The organism is Micromonospora sediminimaris (assembly GCF_016863575.1).
Taxonomy (GTDB): domain Bacteria; phylum Actinomycetota; class Actinomycetes; order Mycobacteriales; family Micromonosporaceae; genus Micromonospora; species Micromonospora sediminimaris.
Genome location: NZ_BOPD01000051.1, coordinates 1 through 23,285, shown reverse-complemented (window position 1 = coordinate 23,285; position 23,285 = coordinate 1). Strand labels below are relative to the sequence as shown.

Annotated in this window: 16 protein-coding genes; 7 read left to right on the top strand and 9 right to left on the bottom strand. The window is 70.6% G+C overall.

The features are described 5' to 3' along the window. Positions 1-2: 2 nt before the first annotated feature. Positions 3-1,061, bottom strand: coding sequence for a phosphatase PAP2 family protein (locus Vse01_RS28005; RefSeq protein ID WP_093407413.1), 1,059 nt, complete (start codon positions 1,059-1,061; stop codon positions 3-5). A gap of 124 nt (positions 1,062-1,185) precedes the next feature. Here Vse01_RS28005 and Vse01_RS28000 point away from each other — a divergent pair, with 124 nt between their 5' ends. Then, a complete protein-coding gene (locus tag Vse01_RS28000; RefSeq protein WP_093407643.1) occupies positions 1,186-1,590 on the top strand; it encodes a thioesterase family protein in 405 nt (134 codons plus the stop codon). Beyond that, positions 1,587-2,423 carry an MBL fold metallo-hydrolase gene (locus Vse01_RS27995; protein ID WP_093407416.1) on the top strand — a complete coding sequence of 279 codons (837 nt, stop codon included), beginning with the start codon at positions 1,587-1,589 and terminating at the stop codon, positions 2,421-2,423. Before Vse01_RS28000 ends, Vse01_RS27995 begins: the two co-directional genes overlap by 4 nt. A 67-nt stretch (positions 2,424-2,490) precedes the next feature. Here the strand turns inward: Vse01_RS27995 and Vse01_RS27990 are convergent, their stop codons facing one another. Then, a complete protein-coding gene (locus tag Vse01_RS27990) occupies positions 2,491-3,426 on the bottom strand; it encodes a PfkB family carbohydrate kinase (RefSeq protein ID WP_093407419.1) in 936 nt (311 codons plus the stop codon). Positions 3,427-3,828: 402 nt separating this feature from the next. Here Vse01_RS27990 and Vse01_RS27985 point away from each other — a divergent pair, with 402 nt between their 5' ends. Further along, the gene (locus Vse01_RS27985; protein WP_093407421.1) at positions 3,829-4,944 is read left to right on the top strand and encodes a lytic polysaccharide monooxygenase auxiliary activity family 9 protein; all 1,116 of its coding nucleotides are present in this window, start codon (positions 3,829-3,831) and stop codon (positions 4,942-4,944) included. Positions 4,945-5,004: 60 nt separating this feature from the next. Here the strand turns inward: Vse01_RS27985 and asnB are convergent, their stop codons facing one another. Next, a complete protein-coding gene (gene asnB / locus Vse01_RS27980) occupies positions 5,005-6,966 on the bottom strand; it encodes an asparagine synthase (glutamine-hydrolyzing) (protein WP_093407646.1) in 1,962 nt (653 codons plus the stop codon). Between the two features lie 135 nt (positions 6,967-7,101). Between asnB and Vse01_RS27975 the strand changes: the two genes are divergently transcribed. The 3 genes from Vse01_RS27975 (at position 7,102) to Vse01_RS27965 (ending at position 12,714) form a co-directional block, all read left to right on the top strand. After that, entirely contained in the window at positions 7,102-8,583 is a 1,482-nt protein-coding gene (locus Vse01_RS27975; RefSeq protein ID WP_093407425.1) for an aminopeptidase P family protein, read from the top strand. 359 nt (positions 8,584-8,942) lie between these two features. Then, positions 8,943-10,691 (top strand): hypothetical protein, encoded by a 1,749-nt coding sequence (locus Vse01_RS27970; protein ID WP_093407428.1) that lies wholly within the window; start codon positions 8,943-8,945, stop codon positions 10,689-10,691. A 352-nt stretch (positions 10,692-11,043) separates the two neighbouring features. Then, positions 11,044-12,714: a hypothetical protein gene (locus Vse01_RS27965; RefSeq protein WP_093407430.1), complete on the top strand. Its 1,671-nt coding sequence runs from the start codon at positions 11,044-11,046 to the stop codon at positions 12,712-12,714. 121 nt (positions 12,715-12,835) lie between these two features. On the opposite strand, the gene pulA is transcribed toward Vse01_RS27965, so the two are convergent. From pulA to Vse01_RS27940, 5 genes are all read right to left on the bottom strand, one after another. Continuing rightward, positions 12,836-18,328, bottom strand: coding sequence for a pullulanase-type alpha-1,6-glucosidase (pulA, locus tag Vse01_RS27960; protein ID WP_093407433.1), 5,493 nt, complete (start codon positions 18,326-18,328; stop codon positions 12,836-12,838). 132 nt (positions 18,329-18,460) lie between these two features. Then, positions 18,461-19,153 carry a cellulose binding domain-containing protein gene (locus Vse01_RS27955; protein ID WP_093407435.1) on the bottom strand — a complete coding sequence of 231 codons (693 nt, stop codon included), beginning with the start codon at positions 19,151-19,153 and terminating at the stop codon, positions 18,461-18,463. 79 nt (positions 19,154-19,232) lie between these two features. Beyond that, the gene (locus tag Vse01_RS27950) at positions 19,233-20,033 is read right to left on the bottom strand and encodes a hypothetical protein (RefSeq protein ID WP_139233182.1); all 801 of its coding nucleotides are present in this window, start codon (positions 20,031-20,033) and stop codon (positions 19,233-19,235) included. A 154-nt stretch (positions 20,034-20,187) separates the two neighbouring features. Next, positions 20,188-20,577: a DUF6841 family protein gene (locus Vse01_RS27945; RefSeq protein WP_093407440.1), complete on the bottom strand. Its 390-nt coding sequence runs from the start codon at positions 20,575-20,577 to the stop codon at positions 20,188-20,190. A 37-nt stretch (positions 20,578-20,614) separates the two neighbouring features. After that, a complete protein-coding gene (locus Vse01_RS27940) occupies positions 20,615-21,274 on the bottom strand; it encodes a hypothetical protein (protein ID WP_093407443.1) in 660 nt (219 codons plus the stop codon). A 19-nt stretch (positions 21,275-21,293) separates the two neighbouring features. Between Vse01_RS27940 and Vse01_RS27935 the strand changes: the two genes are divergently transcribed. Further along, positions 21,294-21,482, top strand: coding sequence for a hypothetical protein (locus Vse01_RS27935; RefSeq protein WP_170863509.1), 189 nt, complete (start codon positions 21,294-21,296; stop codon positions 21,480-21,482). Positions 21,483-21,489: 7 nt separating this feature from the next. On the opposite strand, the gene Vse01_RS27930 is transcribed toward Vse01_RS27935, so the two are convergent. Beyond that, positions 21,490-23,163, bottom strand: coding sequence for a right-handed parallel beta-helix repeat-containing protein (locus Vse01_RS27930; RefSeq protein WP_093407445.1), 1,674 nt, complete (start codon positions 23,161-23,163; stop codon positions 21,490-21,492). Positions 23,164-23,285: the final 122 nt, after the last annotated feature.

The window sequence follows — 23,285 nt, the reverse complement described above, 5'->3', positions numbered from 1 at the left end:
GGTCAGCGGGGGGATGGGATGGGGGGTGCCTTGGTGGGGGGTGCTGGCGGGGCGGCGGGGTCAGGTGGGGTCGCCGGCTCGGCGGTCGAGGTGTCGGTCGGGGCGGCGCGGGCCTTCCGGCGGGCCCACCAGCGTTCGGCCCAGCCGACCACCAGGAAGGTCATGGCGACGTACGCCCAGCCGACCAGCACGTCGATCACGTAGTGCTCGCCGCTGTAGACCAGCGTGAAGGTCATCGCCAGCGGGTAGGCCAGCAGCAGCGGCCACCAGCGGCGACGGACGTTACGCAGGAAGAACAGCACCACGAACAGGGCGAAGGCGGTGTGTAGCGACGGCATCGCGGCCACCGGGTTGGAGGCCAGCTGCCCGGCGTTGAGCAGGTTGCCCGCGCCGTGCATCCCGAACGCCTTCCAGCCCCGCGTGGAGATCCGGGCGACCTCCTCGATCAACCCGTTCTGCGCCGCCCACCACGGTGGCGCGGCCGGGTAGAGGAAGTAGGTGATCAGGCCGGTGGCGCAAAGAAAGAACCAGCGGCGCATGAACGCCGCCCACCGGCTGCGCTCGACCATCCAGAGCACCGCCGCGGCGGCCAGCGCCGCCACGAAGTGCGAGAAGTACACCCAACTGACCAGGACATCCCACCAGCGCACCTCCGGCTGGTAGAGGTGCTGCTGCAACCAGACGGTCGGCACCTGACCGTCCATGGCCCAGCCGAACATCAGACGGTCGGCCAGGATCAACTCGTAGGCGTGCGGCACGGTCCCGTCGTGGTAGGCGAACCCACGGGAGAGGTTGTAGGCGACCAGTAGCAGCACCACCGGCACCCAGTCCCGGGCGAAGCGTAGGTGGCTGCGCCAGGGGCGGGCGGAATACCAGGCGATGGTGCCGGCCCAGATCCAGAAGAACGCGTACACCGGGTCGGTAGGCAGGCCGATGACGAGCCAGCCAGCCACGAAGGCGACGCCCCAGACCGACATCGCGATCACACGGCGGCGCCCACCGTCGCGCCGGGTGGGCGGCTCGGTGGAGGGTGGGGGCTTGGGGTCGGTGACGGCAGACATCGCGGACAAGGTTAGCGGCGACCCGCGCCAGACCGGCGGCAGGAGCACCTGCGGTGCCGTGGCGGGCGTGGCGCATCTGCCCGGCCGCATGGTCCGAGCCCCGCCGAGGACCTACGCTGTGGCCATGCAGGAGCTACCGGATCAAGCCCTGACCCCGGGTCTGACCGCCCGGGTCGAGTTGACCGTCACCGACGCCGACACCGCCCAGGCGGTCGGCTCCGGCGACGTTCCGGTGCTCGGCACGCCACGGGTGCTCGCCCTGGCCGAAGCAGCGACGGTGGCTGCCACCGCCGGCCACCTGCCGAACGGCTCGACCACCGTCGGCACCCGGGTGGAGCTGGAGCACCGGGCCGCGACACCGGTGGGCCGCATGGTCGCGGCGCAGGCCCGGCTGACCGAGGTGGAGCGGCGGCGGCTGGTGTTCGAGATCACCGTCACCGAGGGCGGGCAGACCGTCGCCGAGGGGCGGGTGGAGCGGGCCCTGGTCGACCGGCAACGGTTCCTGGCACGCGCCGCTGGTGCGGCATGACGACGACCGGCCGGTTCGTCGAGGTCGCCGACCGGGTGCTCGTGCTGCGCGAGCCGGTGCTCACGGTCAACGTGACGTTGGTGCTGGGCGACGGCGCGGCGCTGCTTGTCGACACCCTCTCCACCGCCGGGCAGGCGACCGAACTGGCCGCCGCCATACGCGCGGTCACCACCGACCCGCTCACGCTTGTGAACACCCACCACCACTTCGACCACTGCTTCGGCAACGCCACGCTGGCCGGTGATCCGGCCCGCCCGGTCTGGGCGCACGAACTGGCCGCCGCGACCATCCGCGACGAGGCGGACCGGCTGCGCCGGGAGGCGTACGCGGAGTTGCACCCCACACATCCGGAACTCGCCGCCGGGCTGGCCGACACCGCGCTGCTGGCGCCCACCCACACGGTGCGCACCGAGGCGGTCCTCGATGTCGGTGGCCGACAGGTGGTGCTCCGCCATCCCGGGCGGGGGCACACCGACGCCGACCTCGTCGTCCAGGTGCCCGACGCCGACCTGCTGGTCGCCGGTGATCTGGTCGAGCAGGCCGGTCCCCCGGCGTTCGAGGACTCGTACCCGTTGCAGTGGCCGGACGCGCTGGCTGAGCTGTCGCGGTCGATCTCACCGGCGACGGTGGTCGTGCCCGGGCACGGCGAGCCGGTCGACGCGGAGTTCGTCCGGGCCCAGCATGCCCAGCTGGTGGAGCTGGCCTGGCTGATCCGGGCCGGGCACACCGGCGGCGCACCACCGGAGCGGGTGGCCGCCGACGCCCCGTTCCCGGCCCGTCACGCGCTGACCGCCGCCCGGCGCGGGTACGCCGAACTCGACGGCACCGCCTGACCTCGTTCCCACGATCGACGCCGCCGGTCAGCCGGCCCGTGGATCTCCCGGCCAGCCGGGCTGATCGTCAGTCACCGAAGCGCTGGCGCACCTCGGCGCGGCTGGGCATGGCGACCGCGCCACCGGGACGTTCGCAGACCAGGCCGGCCACGCGCAGGGCGTAGCCGACCCGCTCGTGCCAGCCGGACGGCCCGACCGGCTCGCCGTCGGTCAGCAGGTCGGCGACGAGGGCGGCCATCACCGAGTCACCGCCGCCGGTGGCGTCGACGGCGTCGACCTTCGGGGCGGGTACGCGTACCGGATCTGCTTCGGCGGCGGCGACCACCGCGCCGGCCGCGCCGAGGGTGACCACGACCGTGGCCGCGCCGAGTTCGCGCAGGTATACGGCCACCGACTCGACCGGCTCACCTGGATAGAGCAGCTCCGCGTCGGCGGCGCTGAGCTTGACCAGGTGCGCCCCGGCGGCGAACTCGGCGACCACCTCGCGCAGCTCGGCCAGCGCCTGCGGGCCGGCCAGCAGCCGAGGTCGGACGTTCGGATCGAACACCCGCAGGCCCGGGGCAGCTGCCCAGGCCCGGCGGGCGGTGGCCAGCGTCGTCGGCGCCAGCAGCACGATCGAGCCGCAGTAGAGCACGTCGGCGCCCTCGACCAAGGCGACGTCGAGTTCGTCGGGACCGAGCAGCGCGTAGGAGGGCGGCTCGCCGTAGAAGCGGAAGTCCGGTTCCGCGCCGGAGAAGGTGGCCACGGCCAGCGTGGTCGGCACCGCGGCGGTCACCGCGCCGGTCAGACCCACCTGCTCGGCAGTGAGAAAGTCCCGGATCCGACCGGCGAGCACGTCGTCGCCGAGCGACCCGACGAACTGCACCGCGCCACCGAGCCGGGCGACACCGACGGCGACGTTCAGCGGTCCACCGCCGATCGCCTGCCGGTAGACCGGCGCGCCGTCGCACTCGGTGTCCAGCAGGTCGACGAGCGCCTCGCCGAGCACCACCGCGTATCCCATCGTCAGGTCCTTCCGTCTGCCGTACGTGATGCCCAGGCTGGCACAGCGGGTGTGTCCCGGGGCGTGGAAGCCACCGTATTGGCGCGACCTGGGGGCCGCGCACCGGGTCCGTTTCACATATCGAGGGGTGGCTATTGCGCGGAGCGGGCCGGCGTGGTGGGATGATGATGCCGGGTGGCGCGGGGCTGCGCGTCCACCGGTGCCGGGCTTCACATCGCGCGAGGGCATTCACGCGTCGACACTCCGCTGGCGACAGCGTGCCGGGCTGGGCCATCCGTCCCCATCCGCACGGTCGCCGCGTAGCCGCATTTTCGCCCGCAGCAGCGGGGGCGGCACCACACCCGCCACCCGCGCGTTCGGCGGGGCGCACCCACGTGTGCGCTCCCGAGTCAGGAGAAACCCGTGCACCGTCCACGCTTGGCCGCGCTGCTAACCGCGGCCTTCACTCTTCTCGCGGGTGCGGTCGTCGTGACCGCCAGCCCCGAGCCGGCCGCCGCGCACGGCGCGGCGATGACGCCGGGCGCCCGCACCTTCCTGTGCTGGCGCGACGGCCTCACCCAGACCGGTGAGATCAGGCCGAACAACCCGGCCTGCGCTGCCGCCGTCGCGCAGAGCGGGACGAACTCGCTCTACAACTGGTTCAGCGTGCTGCGTTCGGACGCCGGCGGTCGCACCACCGGCTTCATCCCGGACGGGCAGCTGTGCAGCGGCGGGGCCACCGGCTTCCGCGGCTACGACCTGGCCCGCAACGACTGGCCGCTGACGCACCTGACGGCCGGCCGGTCGATCGAGTTCAAGTACAGCAACTGGGCCCACCACCCGGGCACGTTCTACTTCTACGTCACCCGGGACAGCTGGAGCCCCACCCGGGCGCTCGCCTGGAGTGACCTGGAGGCCCAGCCGTTCCTGACGGTGACCAACCCGCCGCAGCGCGGCGCGGTCGGCACCAACGACGGCCACTACTACTTCACCGGCAACCTGCCGTCGAACAAGAGCGGCCGGCACATCATCTACTCCCGGTGGGTCCGCTCGGACAGCCAGGAGAACTTCTTCGGTTGCTCCGACGTCGTCTTCGACGGCGGCAACGGTGAGGTGACCGGCATCGGCGGCAACCAGACCACGCCGCCGCCGAACCCGACCACCCCGCCGCCGAACCCCACCACCCCGCCGCCGAACCCGACCACGCCCCCGCCGAACCCGACCACCCCGCCGCCGGGTCCGGGTGGCTGCACCGCCACCGTCAAGGTGACCAGCAGCTGGTCCGGTGGGTTCCAGGGTGAGGTCGAGATCCGCAACACCGGCAGCTCGGCGTTGAGCGGCTGGACCGCCAACTGGAGCTGGCCCGGCGGCCAGCAGATCAGCCAGGTGTGGAACGCGACCCAGACCACGTCCGGATCGTCGGTGACGGCCCGCAACGTGTCGTACAACGGCTCCGTCGCGGCCAACGGCACTACGAGCTTCGGCTTCCTCGCCAGCGGCAGCGGCGCGACGCCGACGGCGACCTGCTCCAGCAGCTGACCTACCAGCACCACGAAGGGGGCCCCGACCGGGGCCCCCTTCCGCTTGTCCGCTTGTCGGTCAGCGCACCATGGAGCCGACGACGGGCTTGGTCAACAGCGCCGACTGGTTGCGTTGGATGCCCGGGTCGAGGGTCTTCGCGACGAAGATCGCGTGCCAGATGCAGAAGATCAGCACCGTCCACACCTTGCGCGAGTGGTCGAACTCCTCCCGCTTGTGCTCATCCAGCAGGCGCAGCGCGTACGACAGGTCGAGCAGGTCGCCGGCGCCGGAGGTGGTCAGCACGTGCCGGGCCCACTCGTACATCTCGCCGCGCAGCCACACCCGGGTCGGGGTGGGGAAGCCCAGCTTCTTGCGGTTGACGATGGCCGGCGGCACCACACCCTGCAACGCCTGGCGCATGGCGTACTTGGTGGCGTCGGAACGCGGCGGCAACTTCAGCTCCACCGGGATCTTCGCCGCCACCTCGAACACCGCACGGTCGAGGAAGGGCACCCGCACCTCCAGCGAGTGCGCCATGGAGATCCGGTCCGCCTTGACCAGGATGTCGCCGCGCAGCCAGGTGTAGAGATCGACGTACTGCATCTTGGTGACGTCGTCCAGCTCGGTGCACTCGGCGTAGATCGGCGCGGTCACGTCGGTGTAGCGCACCGCGGGGTCGTAGCGGCGCAGCAGTTGCTGCTTCTCCTCCTCGGTGAACATCCGGGCGTTGCCGTAGTAGCGCTCCTCGATCGGCGTGGTGCCGCGCTCCAGGAAGCTCTTGCCCTTGACCCCCTGCGGAATCGCCCTGGACACCGCCCGCAGGCCCTTCTGCACCCCGTCGGGCAGCCCGTTGACGCTGCTCAGTGAGAGCGGCTCCCGGTAGATCGTGTAACCGCCGAAGAACTCGTCGGCGCCCTCGCCGGAGAGCACCACGGTGACGTGCTCGGCGGCCTTCTTGGCGACGAAGTAGAGCGGCACCAGCGCCGGGTCGGCGACCGGGTCGTCCAGGTGCCAGACGATCTTCGGTAGCGCCTCGATCATGTCCTGTGGCCCGATCTTGGTCGGGATGGTGGTCACGTCGAGGTGCCGGGCCGAGTCCTGGGCGACGTCGATCTCGGAGTAGCCCGGCACGTCGTAGCCGACGGTGAAGGTGAGGATGTTCGGGTTGAACTCCCGCGCCAGGGCGACCACCGCGGTGGAGTCGATGCCGCTGGACAGGAACGAACCGACCGGCACGTCGGAGCGCATGTGCATACGTACGCTCTCGCGCAGCGTCTCGCGGATCTCCTGGTAGAGCTTCTGCTCGTCGGAGACCGGCGCGGGCCGGAACACCGGCCGGTACCAGCGCCGTACGTCGATCCGGCCGCCCGGGGTCCAGGTGAGGTACTCCCCGGAGCCGATCCGGTTGATCCCCCGGTGCAGGGTGCCGGGCTCGGGGACGTACTGCAGGGTCAGGTAGTGGCTGAGGTTGGCCGGATCCACCCCGGCGTCCCCGGCGTACGCCGACTGGGCGAAGGGCAGCAGGGCCTTCTTCTCCGAGGCGAGGTAGAGCCCGTCGGCGGTCTCCAGGTAGTGCAGCGGCTTGATGCCGTAGTAGTCGCGGGCACCGAACGCGCGACGTTCCTGCCGGTCCCAGATGACGAAGGCGAACATGCCCCGCAGCCGAGTGAGCACCTGCTCGCCCCAGTAGTGGTAGCCGGCGACGATGACCTCGCCGTCACCGTTGGTGGCGAACCGGGCACCGAAGTCGCGGATCAGCTCCTCGCGCAGCTCGATGTAGTTGTAGATCTCGCCGTTGAAGGTCAGCAGGTAGCGCCCGTCGGCGTAGGGCAGCGGCTCGTGGCTGAGCGCGACGTCGATGATCGCCAACCGCTTGTGGGCGAACACCCCGTCCGCGTACCGGCCGGAGGCGTCGCCTACCACCTCGACCCCGGTCTCGTCCGGGCCGCGGTGGTGCAGGCATTCCAACGCTCCGGCGATGTTGTCGCGGTGGGCGGCGGCATCGCCGCGCGCACTGAAGAAAGCCAGGAGTCCGCACATGTCCGTCATCTTTCCACGCGTGCTGATCGGCCGTCGCGGCACTGTCGGGCTCACCGCGACGCCCCACCGGCGGGTCGGCCACGACCGGGTTCGCGGTACCGTCGGGACCAGCAATGAGGCGAAGGGAGCGGGGCAATGACCGAGGAACGCACCGACGGTAAACCGACCGACGGCACCGAGTCGCACGACCCGGATTTCCCGCCCGCGTTCCTGTCGTTCATGCGGCAGGGCTGGCGGGACACCACCCTGCCGGTCGGTCCGCGGCCGGAGGTGCCGAACTACGCCAAGCGCCGGGCCGCCCTCTCGGCGGCCTTCCCGGGCGAGACGTTGGTGATTCCCACCGGCGGCGAGAAGATACGCGCCAACGACACCGAGTACCGGTTCCGACCGGGCAGCGACTTCGCGTACCTGACCGGAGACCACGACCCGGACAGCGTGCTGGTGCTGCGACCGACCGGCTCCGGCCACGACGCCACGCTCTACATGCGGCCCCGCTCCTCACGGGAGAACGACGAGTTCTTCCGCAGCCGTCATGGCGAGCTGTGGGTGGGTCGGCGACACACCCTGACCGAGAAGTCGACCGAGCTGGGCCTGCCCACCGCCGACCTGACCGAGCTGGAGGCGGCGCTGGCCGGGCTGGCGCCCGCGCGTACCCGGGTGCTGCGCGGTTTCGACGCGCGGGTGGACACCGCGGTGCGGCCCTGGGACGGCCCGCGCGAGGAGGGGCAGCCGGCCCGCGACCGTGAGCTGGCGATCGCCGTCGCGGAGCTGAAGCTGGTCAAGGACGAGTGGGAGATCACCCAGCTCCAGGAGGCCATCGACGCCACCGTACGCGGCTTCGAGGACGTGGCCCGGGTACTGCCGGCTGACCGGGGCGTCTCCGAGCGGCTGTTGGAGGGGGTCTTCGCGCTGCGGGCCCGGCACGACGGCAACGACATCGGCTACGGCTCGATCGTCGGCGCCGGTGAGCACGCCACGATCCTGCACTGGGTACACAACCACGGCGTCACCCGTCCGGGTGAGCTGCTGCTGATGGACATGGGTGTGGAGGGACGCCACCTCTACACGGCCGACGTGACGCGGGTGCTGCCGGTCAACGGGCGGTTCACCCCGTTGCAGCGCCAGGTCTACGACATCGTGTACGCCGCGCAGCAGGCCGGCATCGAGTTCATCAAGCCGGGGGTGGCGTTCAAGGACGTGCACCGCACCTGCATGCGGGTGCTCGCCGAGGGGCTGGCCGAGCTGGGGCTGCTGCCGGTGAGCGTGGACGAGGCGATGGACGACAACTCCACCGTCTACCGCCGGTGGACCCTGCACGGTTTCGGGCACATGCTCGGCATCGACGTGCACGACTGCACCAACGCCCGCAAGGAGATGTACCGCGACGGCACCCTGGGCGAGGGGTACGTGCTCACCGTCGAGCCCGGGCTGTACTTCCAGCCGGAGGACGAGCTGGTCCCGGAGGAACTGCGCGGTATCGGCATCCGGATCGAGGACGACGTGCTGGTCACCACGGCCGGCGCGGTGAACCTGTCGGCGGGCCTGCCACGCCGGGCCGACGAGGTGGAGACCTGGCTGGCCGAGCAGCGCGAGGCCGGCCCGCGACTGCCCGGCTGACCGGAGCGCCCGCACTAGCGGCACGCGTAGGCCGCGTTCCCGAGGCTCGCCGAGCTGTGGAACCGGACCCAGGAGGGCGGGCCCCGCCGGAGCGACCAGAGTGTCGCTTCAGCGCGGGGCCCGCCCTCGTCTGTCCGGCGGATGAAGCGTTCGTCCTGGTCAACCGCTTTCGGCCAGATCTTGCGCGATGACGCGGCGATGCCTGATCAGGTACCAATGCGGGGTTATTTCGGATTCATCCCTCTCGCGAAGAACATTCTCATACGGTGGTCATCAGAAGCTGCAACCCATTTGTAGCTACTCGCACCCATTCGCTCGGTGCGAACCAGTCTGGTAGCAGGAAAGGGCGGAAGGCTCTGATGTCTGATGACGTGACCACTTCCTACGGTGGGCCGCCCCCGGCACCACCACCCCCGGCACCGCCGGGACTTCGACGACGAAAACTATGGCTCACCGCGGGCGTCGCCGGTCTGACCGGCGTGGTCGGTCTGGCCGCGCTGGGTGGGGTGGCCGCCCGCGACGACCGATCCGGCACGCCGGGCCGGACGGACGCGCAGTCCAACGCCCGGCAGAACGTCAGCGACGCGGGAAAGGCCGACGCAACCGAGAACGGCGGCACCAGGGACGACTCGGCCGGCGACCACGTCGGCCGCAAGGGTGCCGGGCGCAAGGACGGTGGCGGTGCCGACAAGGACAGGGCTCACGAGGTGCCCTGCGACACGGACAAGCTGATCCAGGCCATCGTGCACGCCAACCAGAACCACGGTGGCGTACTTGCCCTGGCCCGGTACTGCACCTACGAGCTGACCCGCAGCGATGACGGCAACGGGCTTCCGGTGATCACCAAACCGATCACCTTGAAGGGCGACGACAGCAAGATCGTGCGGGCCGCGAACGCCGAGCGGTTCCGCATCCTCAACGTCGGCCGAGGTGGTCACCTGACCCTGAAGGGTGTGACGGTCAAGGGCGGCCAGACCGCTCCGGGCATGACGATCGCGGCACCGGTCAAGGGACTGGAACTCGGCACCGCGAAGCCCACCGGCACCACCCCGGCCGCCGGAACCAAGGCAGCCGGAGCCAAGGCCAAGCCGGCCGGGGCGAAGCCCACGACCGACGGCGCCAAGGCAGTCGGGGCCAAGGCAGCAGCGGGGGCCAAGGCGGCACCCGCGGCGAAGCCGTCACCGGCGGCCAAGGCCGCCGGGGCGGAAGTCGCTCCGCCGAGTATCGCCGCCGACGGCGTCGACGGGGGTGGAATCCTGGTGCAGCAAGGCGGCACCGCAGACCTGGAGCACAGCCGGATCGTGCAGAACCAGGCGACCCGCAACGGCGGTGGCATCGCCAACTACGGCACCACCACGATCCGCCACAGCACCGTGGAACAGAACAGTGCCGGTAGCTTCGGCGGCGGCCTGTTCAGCACGGGCACGCTGCGGGTCGAAGAGTCGAAGATCGTGTACAACAACTCGGGTGCCGGGGGCGGCGGCGTCGCCAACGGTTCCACGCCCAACGGCTTCGCCGGCACGGGTGGCACGGTCTGGGTCTGGAAGAGCACGATCAGCCACAACCGGACCGGAGTACTCGGCGGCGGCGTCTTCGTAAACGGCGGCGACACCACCGCCGTCCAGAGCGAACTCACCGACAACACCAGCAGCCTCGACGGCGGCGGCCTGGTCGCTCTCGGCGACAGCCGGCTGAGCCTGGAACACACGCTGGTCGCCCGGAACTTCGCGAACGACGACGCCGGTGGCCTCGGGATCGCCGAGGACTCCACGGCGGTCATCGCCCACAGCGTCGTCAAGGAGAATGTGGCCGCCAACGGAGCTGCCGGCGGCCTGTTCAACGACGAAGCCTCGGTAACCCTGCGCGACTCCGAACTGTGGGCCAACCAGGCCTCGGGTACGGCTGGTTTCGCGGGCGGCCTCGCCAACCAGGACGGGGTGACCACGCTGATCCGGACCAAGGTCGCCGACAACGTGGCCACCAACGCACCCGGCGGCATCTACACCGACAACGACCAGGTGGAGATCGACCGGAAGTCGGCTGTCACCGGCAACCGACCGACCAACTGCATCGGCAGCCCGGTCATCCCCGACCGCTGCTTCGGCTGATCCATCGCCGAGGCGAGCGACGAGCAACAGGACAGCACCACCACATAGAGGGGCTCCTCCGTGGCGCTCGGCGCTGCGGAGGAGCCCCACCTTCGTCCCGCTTGCTGCTTCTCCAGGGCCGTCCGGACAGGTCAGAGCAGGTCCGGGCGGAAGCCACCCCGGCGTGCCGATCAGCACGAGCCTGGGCGTCACCGACCCACGACGTACCTAATGTGGGGTTATTTCGGATAAGGCCCTGAGGCGAGGAACCTTCTCATACGGTGGTTCTGGGAGCTACAACCGATTTGTAGCAGGGGACGCTCGCCTGTGCGTGACGACCCTGTCTGGTACGACGAGAGGGCAGAGAGCTCCGATGTCCAACTACGTAGCTAAGAACAACGCCAGCGAGTCGGAGGCGACGCCCAAGCGGCGTCGTAAGCTCTGGCTCGCCAGTGGCGTCGCCGGGCTCACCGGCGTGGTCAGCATCGCCGCCGTCGGGGTCGCCACCGGCGCCGGCGCGGTTGGTACCGATGGTCTGCGCTGGTCCACCGCCCAGCAGGTCAGCAGGGACGGCGACCAGAACGCGGTCGCCCCCGAGGGGCACAAGGGCAAGAAGGAGGACCGGGCCGACAACGCCGCCGACGAGCGTGCCCGGCACGACCAGAAGCGGGACGACGAGAAGAGGGATCACGGCAAGGATGTGCCCTGCGACAGCGACAAGCTGATCCAGGCGCTCGTCTTCGCCAACGAGAACCACGGCGGCGTGCTGAACCTGGCCAAGGGGTGCACCTACTCCCTGACGCGTTCGGACGCGGGCGACGGTACCGGCCCCAACGGCCTTCCGGTGATCACGGAGAACGTGGTGCTCAAGGGCAACGACACCAAGATCGTCCGGGACGCCACGGCCGAGGAGTTCCGGATCCTCAACGTGGGTCGCGGCGGAAACCTGACCGTCAAGGGCCTGACCATCAAGAACGGCCAGACCAGCGCACTGCCGGTCAACGGCGACACGCCGGAAGCCGTCTGGTCGCGGTTCTCGAACTCGGTGGAGGCGACCAAGGCCGCCGAGGCGAAGAAGGAATACCTGCCGTTGCTCCACGCCAAGCCGAAGGGCATCGCGCTCAAGGCCAAGGCCGCGAGCGCGCCGTCGGTGCTGGTCGACCCGGAGTCCAACGACGGCGGCGGCGTGCTCGTGCAGCCCGGCGGCACCGCCTCCTTCGAGGAGACGCACATCGTCGCCAACCAGGCCGGCGGCGTCGGAGGTGGCCTGGCCAACTTCGGCAAGGCCAGCCTTTACCACACCACGGTCGCCGACAACACCGCCTTCCTCTACGGCGGCGGCATCTTCAACGCCGGCGTGCTGCGGGTGGCCGAGTCGACCGTGAAGAACAACGACGCGATCATCGGTGGTGGCGGCATCGCCAACGGCGCGGCGTTCATCTTCCGGACCGACATCGACGGCGGCACCGCCTGGATCGAGAAGACCGAGGTCGTCGGCAACGAGGTGCTCGGCTTCGGCGGTGGCGTGCTCGACATCGAGGGCAACACGACCGTCCGGTACTCCAAGGTCATCGGGAACACCGCGGTCCTGGCCGGCGGTGGCGTCACCGCGGCCGGTGACGACAGCACCCTCGAACTGGCCCACGTCGAGGTCGCCAAGAACACCACGGTCGGTGTCGGCGGCGGCATGGCCCTCGGCTTCGGCGCGATCGCCAACGTCGAGGAAACCAAGATCGTCGAGAACAAGGCCGGTTTCTTCGGCGGTGGCGTGTTCAACGGCACCGGTGAGGCGACCTTCCGGCACAGCGAGATCAGCGGCAACCGGGCAGTCGGCCCGCTGGGCGTCGGCGGCGGCATCTTCACCGTCGCCGGTGTGATCGACCTGGAAAAGACGAAGGTGGCGCACAACTTCGCCACTCTCACCGCTGGCGGCGTCTTCAGCTTCCTCGGTGAGGTGAACGTGGACGACAAGTCGGCCATCACGGCCAACAAGCCGACCAACTGCGCCGGCACCTTCACCCCGATCCCGAACTGCTTCGGCTGATCCACGCGGTACCGGCTCTCCTGCCGGACCAAGGTGAGGGACTTCGGCCCCGCCGGAACGATCCAGACGGATCGGACCGGCGGGGCCGGAGCGTACTCCGGCGTCGTGTGCCGGAGCGGCACTACCGCTGGACGAAGACCGCCACGCTGCGTCCCGGCACGGTGAAGGTGCCGCTGGAGCGGTCGAAGGCCGCTTCACGCAACACCGGGTCGGCCGAGGAACGCAGCACCGGGTGCAGCGTCACGTCCGCCCCACGCAGCCCGGTCACCCGCTGCGCGGCGCTCTCCGGAGTGGCGTTGAAGACCACCGTCACCGACCGCCACTTCCCGCCGAGCCCACGGGCGTCGAGGGTCATGGTGAGCACACCCGGGGTCTCGTCCGCGCCGGACAGCGGGAAGACGACCCGCTGCTGCACCTGCTTCGCGGTGGGCAACCCGAAGACCGGCGACGAAGCCCGGATCCGCAGCAGTTCGGCGTAGCGGGCGTCGGTCAACTCGACCGCCGCGCAGTCCGGCACCAGCTTCGGATCGGCCAGCAGCGGCTTCGCGTACGGCCACTTGTCCCGGTTGTCCTCGGCCGGCGGCAGGCCGATGCCGAAGCCGTTGCCCTGGGCGCAGTCCCACCGGATCTGGTTGAACCAGTCCCCCGAGTTGTACGAGTTGCGGTCCAGCGACTTCGACCGCAGCCGCTCGGTGCCGGTGGTGACGAACCCGGCCCCCTGGCCCATCACCACAGTGCTCAGGGCCAGCACCTGCATCCGGGCCCGGTCCGTCGCCGAGGTGTCCTGCGGCAGTTTGTACGCCAGCGCGTCGTACAGAATCTCGTTGTCGTGCGCGTCGACGTAGGTGACCGCCTCCCCCGGCGCTGCGGTGTAGCCGGCCGGTGAGCCGTTGTAGTCCACGTCGGCGCCGGTGACCTGCCGGCCCGCCGAGTCGGTGAAGCGGTAGCCGCGCAGGTTGCCGGTCAGCCCCACCTTGACCAGGTCGTGCTGGCGCAGCAGCCGGGCCCGCTGTTCGTCAGCCGAGCCGTTGACTGGGTCGCCATTGGGGTCGGTGAACAGGCCGGAGGCGAAGCCCTGCTGGCGCGGGTTCTCGTCGAACGGGCCGCCGCCGCGTACCGCGTCGCGTAGCCGGTCGTTGAACGTCCCGATCCCGGTACCGGCCATGTTGGCCTGCGTCGCCTGCACGAAACGGGCGTCGTCGGCCACCTCGCCGAAGTTCCAGCCCTCGCCATAGAGCAGGATGTCCTTCCCGTCCACTCCGTCCCGGGCCACGGTCAGCTTGTCGAGTGCGGCGCGCACGGCCAGGATGTTCGCCTTCGGGTGGTGGCCCATCAGGTCGAACCGGAACCCGTCCACCTTGTACGCCTTCGCCCAGGTGACAAGTGAGTCCACCACCAGCTTGCCCATCATGGCGTGTTCCGGTGCGGTGTTGGCGCAGCAGGTGGAGGTGGCCACCGTGCCGTCGTCGAGCAGCCGGTGGTAGTAGCCCGGCACGATCTGGTCCAGCACCGACTTCGGGTCGGTGCCGGCGGCCGAGGTGTGGTTGTAGACCACGTCCATGACCACCCGCAGCCCCGCGTCGTTGACCCCGGCCACCATCTGCCGGAACTCGGTGGTGCGCCGGGCGCCCTCCGGGTCGACCGCGTACCCGCCCTCCGGGACGGTGTAGTGCAGCGGGTCGTACCCCCAGTTGTAGCCGTCGGTCTCCTTCACCCCGGCCACGCACTCCTGCTGCCGCTCCGAGTCCGGCGGCAGCGCCGCCAGGTCACAGTCCGGTTGCCGCTGGTCGGCCCGGCGCTCGGGGATGGTGGCGAAGTCGAACGCCGGCAGCAGGTGCAGGTGGGTCACCCCGGCGTCGCTTATCGCCGCCAGGTGCCGCATCCCGGCGGTGGCCGGGTCGGTGAAGGCGAGGAAGGTGCCCCGCCGCTGCGACGGGACGGTGTCGTCGGCGATGGAGAAGTCCCGCACCGACAGCTCGGAGATCTGCACCTTGGCCGGGGGCGCCGCGGCCGGCTTGCGCAGCCGCGCCCAACCCGCCGGAGCGAGCTTCGGGTCGGTCAGGTCGACGAGCTGGCTGTGCGTGGAGTCCGCCGCCAGCGCCACCGAGTACGGGTCGGTGACCGACGCGGTCACCAGCTGCTGCGTCGCCGGCTGCCACGCCTGCACCCGGTAGCGGTAGTACTTGCCGCTCCAGGACCGCTGCCCGCGTACCGACCAGACGCCGGTGCGGTCGTCGCGACGCATCGCCACCTGTCGCGCGGTGGCCGTCGGCGAGTCGTACAGCTCCAGCGACACCGTCCGGGCGGTGGGTGCCCAGACCGACAAGGTCGGCACACCGCCGGTGAAGGTGGCACCGAGGCTCGCCTTGGTGGCCGGGGCGTACACGTCGTCGAGCACACCCGGGATCTGCACGCCTGTGGCACCGAGCAGGGTGCCGTCGGCGGCCCGCTCGGTCACCAGCAGCTGCCCGCGCAGCGCCGCCGGCACCTTGGCCAGATCCTTCCGGTCCAGCGTGAAGGCCCGGTGGTCCCACAGGTGCGGGAAGGCCGCGCGCTGCGCCTCGGTGAGCCCGTTGCGCTGCGCGGTCAGCGGCAGCGAGGTGTACGTCCCGACCAGCTCGCCGTCGACCACGCGCACCCCGCCGGCCGGCGCGGTCACCAGGGCGTACGCCCGACCGTCGGTGGGGCCGGTGCGCCAGGCGACGGTGGACCTGTCGATCCAGTGCGCCCGCTGCTTGGTGATGTCGGTATCCCTGCCGGTGCCGGTGGCCGTCGCCGGCAGCAGCCGGCCCGGTGTGGCGGCGAGCAACCAGACCTCCCGGCCGGCGTCGGCGAAGTCGAGCCGCTGGTCCTGCGGCAGATCCTTCTCGTCACCGCGATGGATGATGTAGCTGAGCCCGGTCGCGCCCTCGGCCAGCGGCACCCGGAACTCGGCGCCGAAGGAGTCGACGCGGGTCGGCGGCATCGGCTTCGCCCAGTCGGTGGGGGTGGCCGCGCCGTCCCACAGGTGCAGGCCCCAGCCGTCGTAGTCGCCGTCGGGCCGGTGGTAGTGGATGACCGCCGTACCCTCCTCGACTGGCGGGGCGGGTTCGCCCGCGGCCTCCTCCCGGGTCAGGTACGTCGCCGGGTCGCCCTGCTTGACCCAGACCTCGCCGGTCTGCGTCACGTCGACGGTCCGGTCGTTGTCGACGTCCTTGTTGCCATCGGCGTCGACCACCAGGAAACCGACCGACTTGGCCCCCGGCTTGAGTTTCACCCAGGCGAACCGTCCGTACGCGTCGGTGCCGGCGAACGGCTGTCCCTGCGGCCACTCGGTGGCGTACTCCGGGTCGATGTCACCCCAGGCGTACAGCCCCCAGTCGTCGTAGTCGCCGTCGGGGCGCTGGTGATGGACCACCAGCCAGTCCCGCGACGAGCCGGACTCTTCCGGGGTACCGACGGCGGCGGTGGCGCGGGCGGAAGCGGTGCGGCCCCGACCGTCGCGGACCACCGCCTTGTACTCGATCTTCGTACCGGCGGCCAGACCGGTCAGGTCGTGGTGCACGGTGTAGGGCGCGCGATGAGCGGAGCCGAGCAACGTCCACTTTCCGCCGGCCACCCGGGCCGCCATCGTGACGCGGGCCAGCGGGTCGCCGGTGACCTGGGCGGTCACCTCGGCCCGGGTGGCCGGCGACCCCTCCGGGGCGGTGATGGTGATGCCCGGCCTGGCGTCGGGCAGCGCGACCGGCTTGCCGGCCCGGTGCACCACCGCGGACAGGGGCGGCACGGTCAGGGTCAGCTTGCCGTCGCCCGCGGCCACCGGTCGGGCGGTGGCGCCGTGAATGCCGGTGAAGGTGGCGCCGGCCGACCAGGTGTCCACGGTGACAGTCTGCGCGGTCGTGGCGTTGTTGACCGCCACCACGTACTCGGTGCGGTCGTCCGGATCGAACCGGGAGAACGCGAAGACGCCGGGCCCGTCGGCGGCGTACCGGGTGACCTGCACACCGTCGCGCAGGGCAGGGTGGGCCTGACGCAACCGGCCCAGGTCGGCGATGGTGCGGTAGAGCGGGTGCGTCCTGTCGAACTGGTCGACCGCGTGGGTGCGGTCGGTGCCGAGCAGGTCGTCGTCGAGGTAGTCCGCGGTACGCGAGGCGAACATCGGCTGCCGGGCGTCCTTGTCGCCGCCGGCGCCGGTGAAGCCCTGCTCGTCGCCGGAGTAGATCACCGGCTGGCCACGGGTGAGGAACATCAGCTCATGGGCGAGCTGGTCCCTACGCAGGTGGGTGGCCGGGTCGGTGGGACCGTTGGCGATGAACGAGCCGATCCGGCCCATGTCGTGGTTGCCGAGGAAGGTGGTCAGCCGGCCGGCGTGGGTGTCCCGGGCGGCGTAGAGGTCGTCGCGGGCGTACAGGTCGGCCAACGCCCTGGCCGATCCGTCGTTCGCGGTGTAGCCGCGCGCCGCCTCCTGAAAGCCGAAGTCCAACGTGGCGGGCAGCCCGCCCTGCCGCACGTAGCTGGAGGCGATCTCCGGGTCCGCGCTGTACACCTCGCCGAACATGAAGAAGTCCTTCTTGCCGGCCCGGGCCGCCGCCTCCTGCACCCCCTGACTGAACTGCGGCCAGAAGTCCATGTTGACGTGCTTGACCGTGTCCAGCCGGAAGCCGTCGACTCCGGTGGACCGCACCCAGTCGGCGTAGATCTTCGTCATGCCGCGGACCACCTCGGGCCGCTCGGTCCACAGGTCGTCGAGACCGAAGAAGTCGCCGTACTCGCTGTTCTCTCCGGCGAAGGTCGAGTCACCACGGTTGTGGTACATGGTGGGGTCGTTCAGCCACGCCGGGACCTTGACCTTCGCGTCGGCCCGGGTCTCGGAGGTCGGGGTGTACGGGAAGGACTCCCGATCGACCTTCGGGAAGTCCCGGCTGCCGTCGGCGTAGTTGCGATCCTCGAACGGCCGGCCCTGCGCGTCGCGGTAGGGCGCGGTCGCCTTGTCGACGTAGGTGTACGTGTCCTCTTCGTAGGCGATGACGTCGGCGGTGTGGTTGACGATGACGTCGAGGTAGACCTTGATGCCGCGCCGGTGGGCGAGCTGGACCAGCTTCTTCAGGTCGGCGGGGCTGCCGAAGTGGGGGTCGGCCTGGGTGAAGTCGGTGATCCAGTAGCCGTGGTAGCCGGCCGACACGTCGTCGCCCTCGCCCTGCACCGGCCGGTTCTTGAAGACCGGCGCGAGCCAGATGGCGGTGGTGCCCAGCCCCTCGATGTAGTCCAGGCGCTCGCTAAGTCCTTTGAGGTCGCCGCCCTGGTAGAACCCCTTGTCCGTGGGGTCGTACCCGGTACGCAGCCGGTCCCCGACCAGGCCGCCCCGGTCGTTGCGCGGGTCTCCGTTGGCGAACCGGTCCGGCAGCACGAAGTAGAACTGCTCGGCCTCAGCCTGGCTACGGCCGGCGGCGAGCAGGGCGGCGGCGGAGGGTTCGGCGTGCCAGGTGACGGCACCGGTGGCGCTCGGTGCCCCGGTGCCGGCGGGCCGGCCGGCCGCGGCGGCGGGGGTCGCCGCGACAGGCGTGCCGGCCAGGGTGACGGTGAGCAGGAAGACAAGGGCGAGCAGGAATGTGCGGGGTGTCGGCGGGGGCTTCATCGACGGCCTTCCTCTGGTCGCTGATTGGCCCGCACGCTAGCCCTTGCCGAAAGATTCTGCAATACCTTGCAAACAGACCTGCAACAAGGCAGACACTTGCGCAAAACAGGTGCGGTCCGTCCCCGCTGGACGCTAACGGCTGCGGCAGATGCGTCCGGAGACGCGGCAACTCGCGGGCCGGGGATCGGCCGACTCGATGTGGAAGCGCAGGTACACGGACGATCCCCCGGCGAGGTCCGGCCCGCTGCGGTAGGTCAACGTTCCGTCCGCACCGCTGAACGTCCCCTGTGGAACGCCTTCCAGCCAGGCGGTCACCACCCGCCCGCCCGGGTACTCCACCCGCGCCACCCAGTCCAGGTCACGGGGGGAGGCGTTGCGAATCGACACCTCGGCGATGAAGCCTCCGTGGAACGTGTGCAGAACCCGGTAGCGGGCCTCGATCGGCGCGGGCGGCGGTGCCGGCGTACGGGACGGTGCGACCGATGGCGGCGCGGCCGGGGGCGGCGTCGTACGTGCCGCGCTGGGGGTCGGGCTCGGCGGGTCGGTCCGGCGTGGGGAGAGCCCCGGCACCGCCACCGACGGTGGCGCCGACGCCTCTCGACCTGCCGAGGAGGCGCGCTCGGGTATCGGCGCGGCGGCAACCGGTGGCTGTCCGGGCGGCACCGGCTGGAAGTCCGGCCCGGGCCCCCGGTACGCGCCGACCGCGATGACGAGCAGCACCACCATGATGACGACGCCGATCGACACCAGGATCCACGGCGAGGAAGCCACGGCGGTTGAGCCGTGCGGCGGAAACTGACGGGGAGCGCGGCGCGTACCGGACATGTCTCTCCTCAGCGGGCAGCCCGGCAAGCGTAACGATCTTCAGCCGCGCCGGAAAGTGCCCGACGAATCACCAACTGTCCTAACCGATCCCGCAGCCGGTTCCGTTGATCGTGCACTGGCTCGGATACTCCCCGCCCCCAGTACGCGTGAACCGCAGTTGCACCGACTGCTGGGCCCCGGCGGCGAGCTGACCGGTTCCGCTGAGCAGGTACCAGCCAGGGCCCCTGATGGTCACCGAGACCCCCGGGCCGCTGGAAGCCCGGATCCCGGTGACACCGCCGCTGAAACGCAACTCCACCTGCCAGTCGTCCGACCCGCTGGTGCCGTTGCTGACCACCAACTGGGCCTCGAAGTGATCCGCGTCGCCGCTGTCGAGCACCCGGTAGCTGGCGGTGACCGCCCCGCCGCCGTCGGTCGGCGCCGCCGGGGCGGACGTGCTCGGTGACCGGCTGGCCGCCGGCCGCGCGGGCGATCCGGTACGCGACGGATCGGTCAGCGGTGCCGGCGACCCGGATCGCGTGGGTGAGCCGGTCGGTGTGACCGAAGCTGTCGCGGTGGGGCCGGTCGAGGTCGTCGAACGAGCCGTAGGCGCTGCCTCCGCGCTCGCCGTGGCAGTCGTCGGCAGGCTCATCGGCGGGCCCGGCGCCCATGCCGACGGACGTTCGGGGCCGCGGAACGACAACAGTGCGACCACCAGCAGCACCGCCAGCACCGCGACGCCGACCAGCGCCACCACCCAGGGTACGGAGGCGACCATCCTGGACAGATCGTGCCCACCGACCACCCCACTGGCGGCGTCACCGTTCCGGTCACCTGTGGTATCACCACCCTGGTCACCGGTGGCATCGTCGTTGGCATCACCGGACGGCCGCACTGACATTGAGGTCCCCACTCGTCGTCGCCGACGGGCCAGCCTAGTCACGCCGGGCCGCGGCGCGAAACGGGCAGGCGCCAAAGCCGCCCGACCCGCCGACGCACCCGACACATCGACGCGTCGCACCTGGCCGGTCGGCGGCCGGAGCCGTACCGCTGGCTCAGCCCGTCCGCACGACAGTGCAGATGGCCGGCCCCTCCTCGGTGCTGCGCAGCAGGTAGCGGTACCGTTCGCCGGGCACCTGCCGGCCCTGGCTGTCCAGGAACTCCCAGCGCACCGCGACCTCCACGAGCAGGGCGGAAATCTGCTGCACCTGCTCGATGTCGGCGTGCGCCGCGACCAACTCGCGCTCGGCGTAGTCCGGCGCGGCACCCACGAAGGACAGCGCGACGGCGGCCGGGGAGTTGAACGAGAAGCTGTAGGTGTCGGCCACCACCAGCCCGGGCAGGGCGTAGCAGCCGGCGATCGCCGGCAGGTCACCGGCGGTCAACGCCACGCCGTACCTGTCGAAGAAGTCGGTCAGCAGGTCGAGATCGGTGGAAGCAGTCACGCCGCAAGCAATTGCCGGGGGGTGCCCCGACGAAACCTCAACGGGGTGGGATCCGCACCTCGATCTCGCTGCCCAGCCGGGCACCTGCGTGCAGCCCCAGGTCGTCCCCGCTCCAGAACCGACCCGGGTCGTACCAGTTCGGTCGGCGTCCGACCGGCAGCAGACCCATCGCCTCGTAGGTGACCGCCACAACCTCCGCGCAGTACGCGGTTTCCAGGTCCAGGTCCCGCGCTGCCGGAACGCGTCGCCGGGAGGCCGGCAGCGGCAACCGCGGCGACGGTACCCGCCCGCGCATCCACCGCCAGGCCAGCTGGGCGGTGGACGGAAACGGTGTGCCGTCCAGCCGGGCGATGGTCCGCAGCACCGACCGCTCCATCTCCGCGTCGGCCGGCGGTTCGAGCTGGCGCAGCCAACCCCGCTGGCCGTACCGGTTGGCCCAGACACAGACCGCTTCCCGCAGGTCGTGCAGCTGCACACCACGTTGGTGGGTGCCGGTCCACAAATCCGGCAGCGACCGACCCAGCTCGGCATGCCACATCAGCGGTGGCATGTCGTCCAGCACCACTGCCATGCCCACATGGTTGACCGGGCTGTTGGTGGTCAACTGGATGGCCCGGTCAGGCACGCTGCGGCCACGGAAGACCCACAGATCGCCGGTACGGGTCAGCTCCACCGCCTCGTCCAGGCTGATGCTCATAGGGGACTACCCTAAGCGGATGCGGCGACGGATGCGGTGGTGGAAGGTCCTCGGGTTGGCCGGTCTGGCCGGTGTCGCGGCCTCCGGTGTGGTGATCGCCCGAGCGGAACGGCGGCGGCGCGCGTACACCCCGGAGGAGATCCGGGCCCGGCTGCGCGACCGGCACGCGGAGGCCAGCTCGAACTCCCCGGCCGACGAGGCCGGCTGAGTCGCCTTCAGTCCACGTCGATGTGGTTGCGGTCCCATCGGCCGCCGACCGGTTGGCTGTCCAGCCGCATCGCTCCCTCGGCGTTGCCGGCGAGGTCGTTGTCCTCGACCCGGCAGGAGACGCATGCTCCCTGATCACTGATCCACATGCCGTAACTCTGCGTCGGGTCGTCGCGGTTGTCCCAGATCCGGTTGCCCCGCACCATGGCCGACTCGAAGTGGGCGTTCACCGTGAACCCGGCCCGTACCGGCGCCGCCGCCGGCAACTCGTAGCGTGCGCCCGGTGGTGGCACGTCCTCGTTCCAGGCGATCGCCGCATCCGGCCGCAGGTCCGCCAGGTCCAGTTCCATCTCGGTGTTGCCGACCACCAGTGCCAGTCGGGACCCCACCCGGAGCAGCTTTCCGCGATGCCCGTCGGGCGCCCACCCCGCCGCCCGGTCCGACACCGCACGCCGGCCGTACCGCACCGACTCCCCGGCGCCGGTGGCCGCCGGGGCGCACTGCCGCCCGTTGCTCCGGATCCGGTTGTTCGTCACCGCCGCGTCGACCATCGGCCGGTCCACCCGGATCCCGTCCAGACCGTTGTCCCAGAACTCGTTGCTGTCGATCACCACGTCCGACGCCGGGCCTTCATAGCCGTTGCCCAGGCTGTGCTGGTGGTACCCGTACCAACCGTTGCCGCTGATCCGGTTGCCCCGGATCGTGTACGGCCCGGGAGTGTTGCCCATGCTGATCCCGTCGCGGACATTGCGGTCGATCACGCAGTCACTGAGAATGCCGCCCCGGCCGGCGATGCCCGCCGTGCCATTGGCGGAGACGTCGAAGCCGGCTTCCAGGTTTCCGGTGAGCGTGCAGGCGGAAACGATCAGGCCGTCGGCACCCCAGTCCGAGATGCCGAATCGGTTGGCCTGGCTGTGACAGCCGATGATGCGATACCCGCGCGGCGGCGTCCAGTACGGCTTCTGCAGTTCCAGAAAGATCCCGTTGGTGCCGTTGCCGAGGGTGGTGCAGTTGCTGATGGTGCAACGTTCCACCGCACCCCAGCCGCCGATGCCGATGCCGATGCCCGCGCCACCCATCTCCTCACCGTTGTCCAGCCGACCACAGCCGACCACCACCACGCCGTCGATCAGGCTGTCCTGGAGGAAGTCGCAGCCGAGCCCGGTGGCACCGGTGTGGTGAATGTAAAGATTGCGGAAAACGCCCCGCACGACGTACTGCAGGCCGAGCCCTTTGGCCAGATAGCTGTACTCCGCCATCGCCACGCCCGAGCCGTCGATCTCGAAGTCGGCGAAGGTGCAGTCGGCGATGTGCCGGTCCCGGTCGGCGCCGTGCTGCACAGTGGTCCAGAAGGCCAGCGGCGTCGGGTCTGCCCGGTTACCTTCGTTGCTCAGCACGAACCGGGTGGCGCCAGGCCCCGCACCGATCAGTGACACGCCGCTACGCCAGATCGTGCCCGCGTCCCTGATCGAGTAGATACCCGGCGGGCAGTAGATGACCCGCGCCCTACTGTCGGCGGCGTACCCCTCACCCAGACGGTCGACCAGGGCGGACAGCGCAGGCTGGTCGTTGGTGACCCCATCACCCCGAAGTCCGAAGTCAAGCGCGTCGCACCACAGCGGCGCCCCGGCGACCGGCGACAGACGTTCCCGGATGGCGACGGACCGGTCCTGCTGCCGCACGGCCTCTCCCCTCGGTCGTGACCTCCTGACCGCCGCCGCTTTCCCCTTCCCCCCGCCCGAAAACGCCCCACCCGGCTCACCCCGGCAACGGACGCCGACAAGTCTGACCCAATATGTCAGTT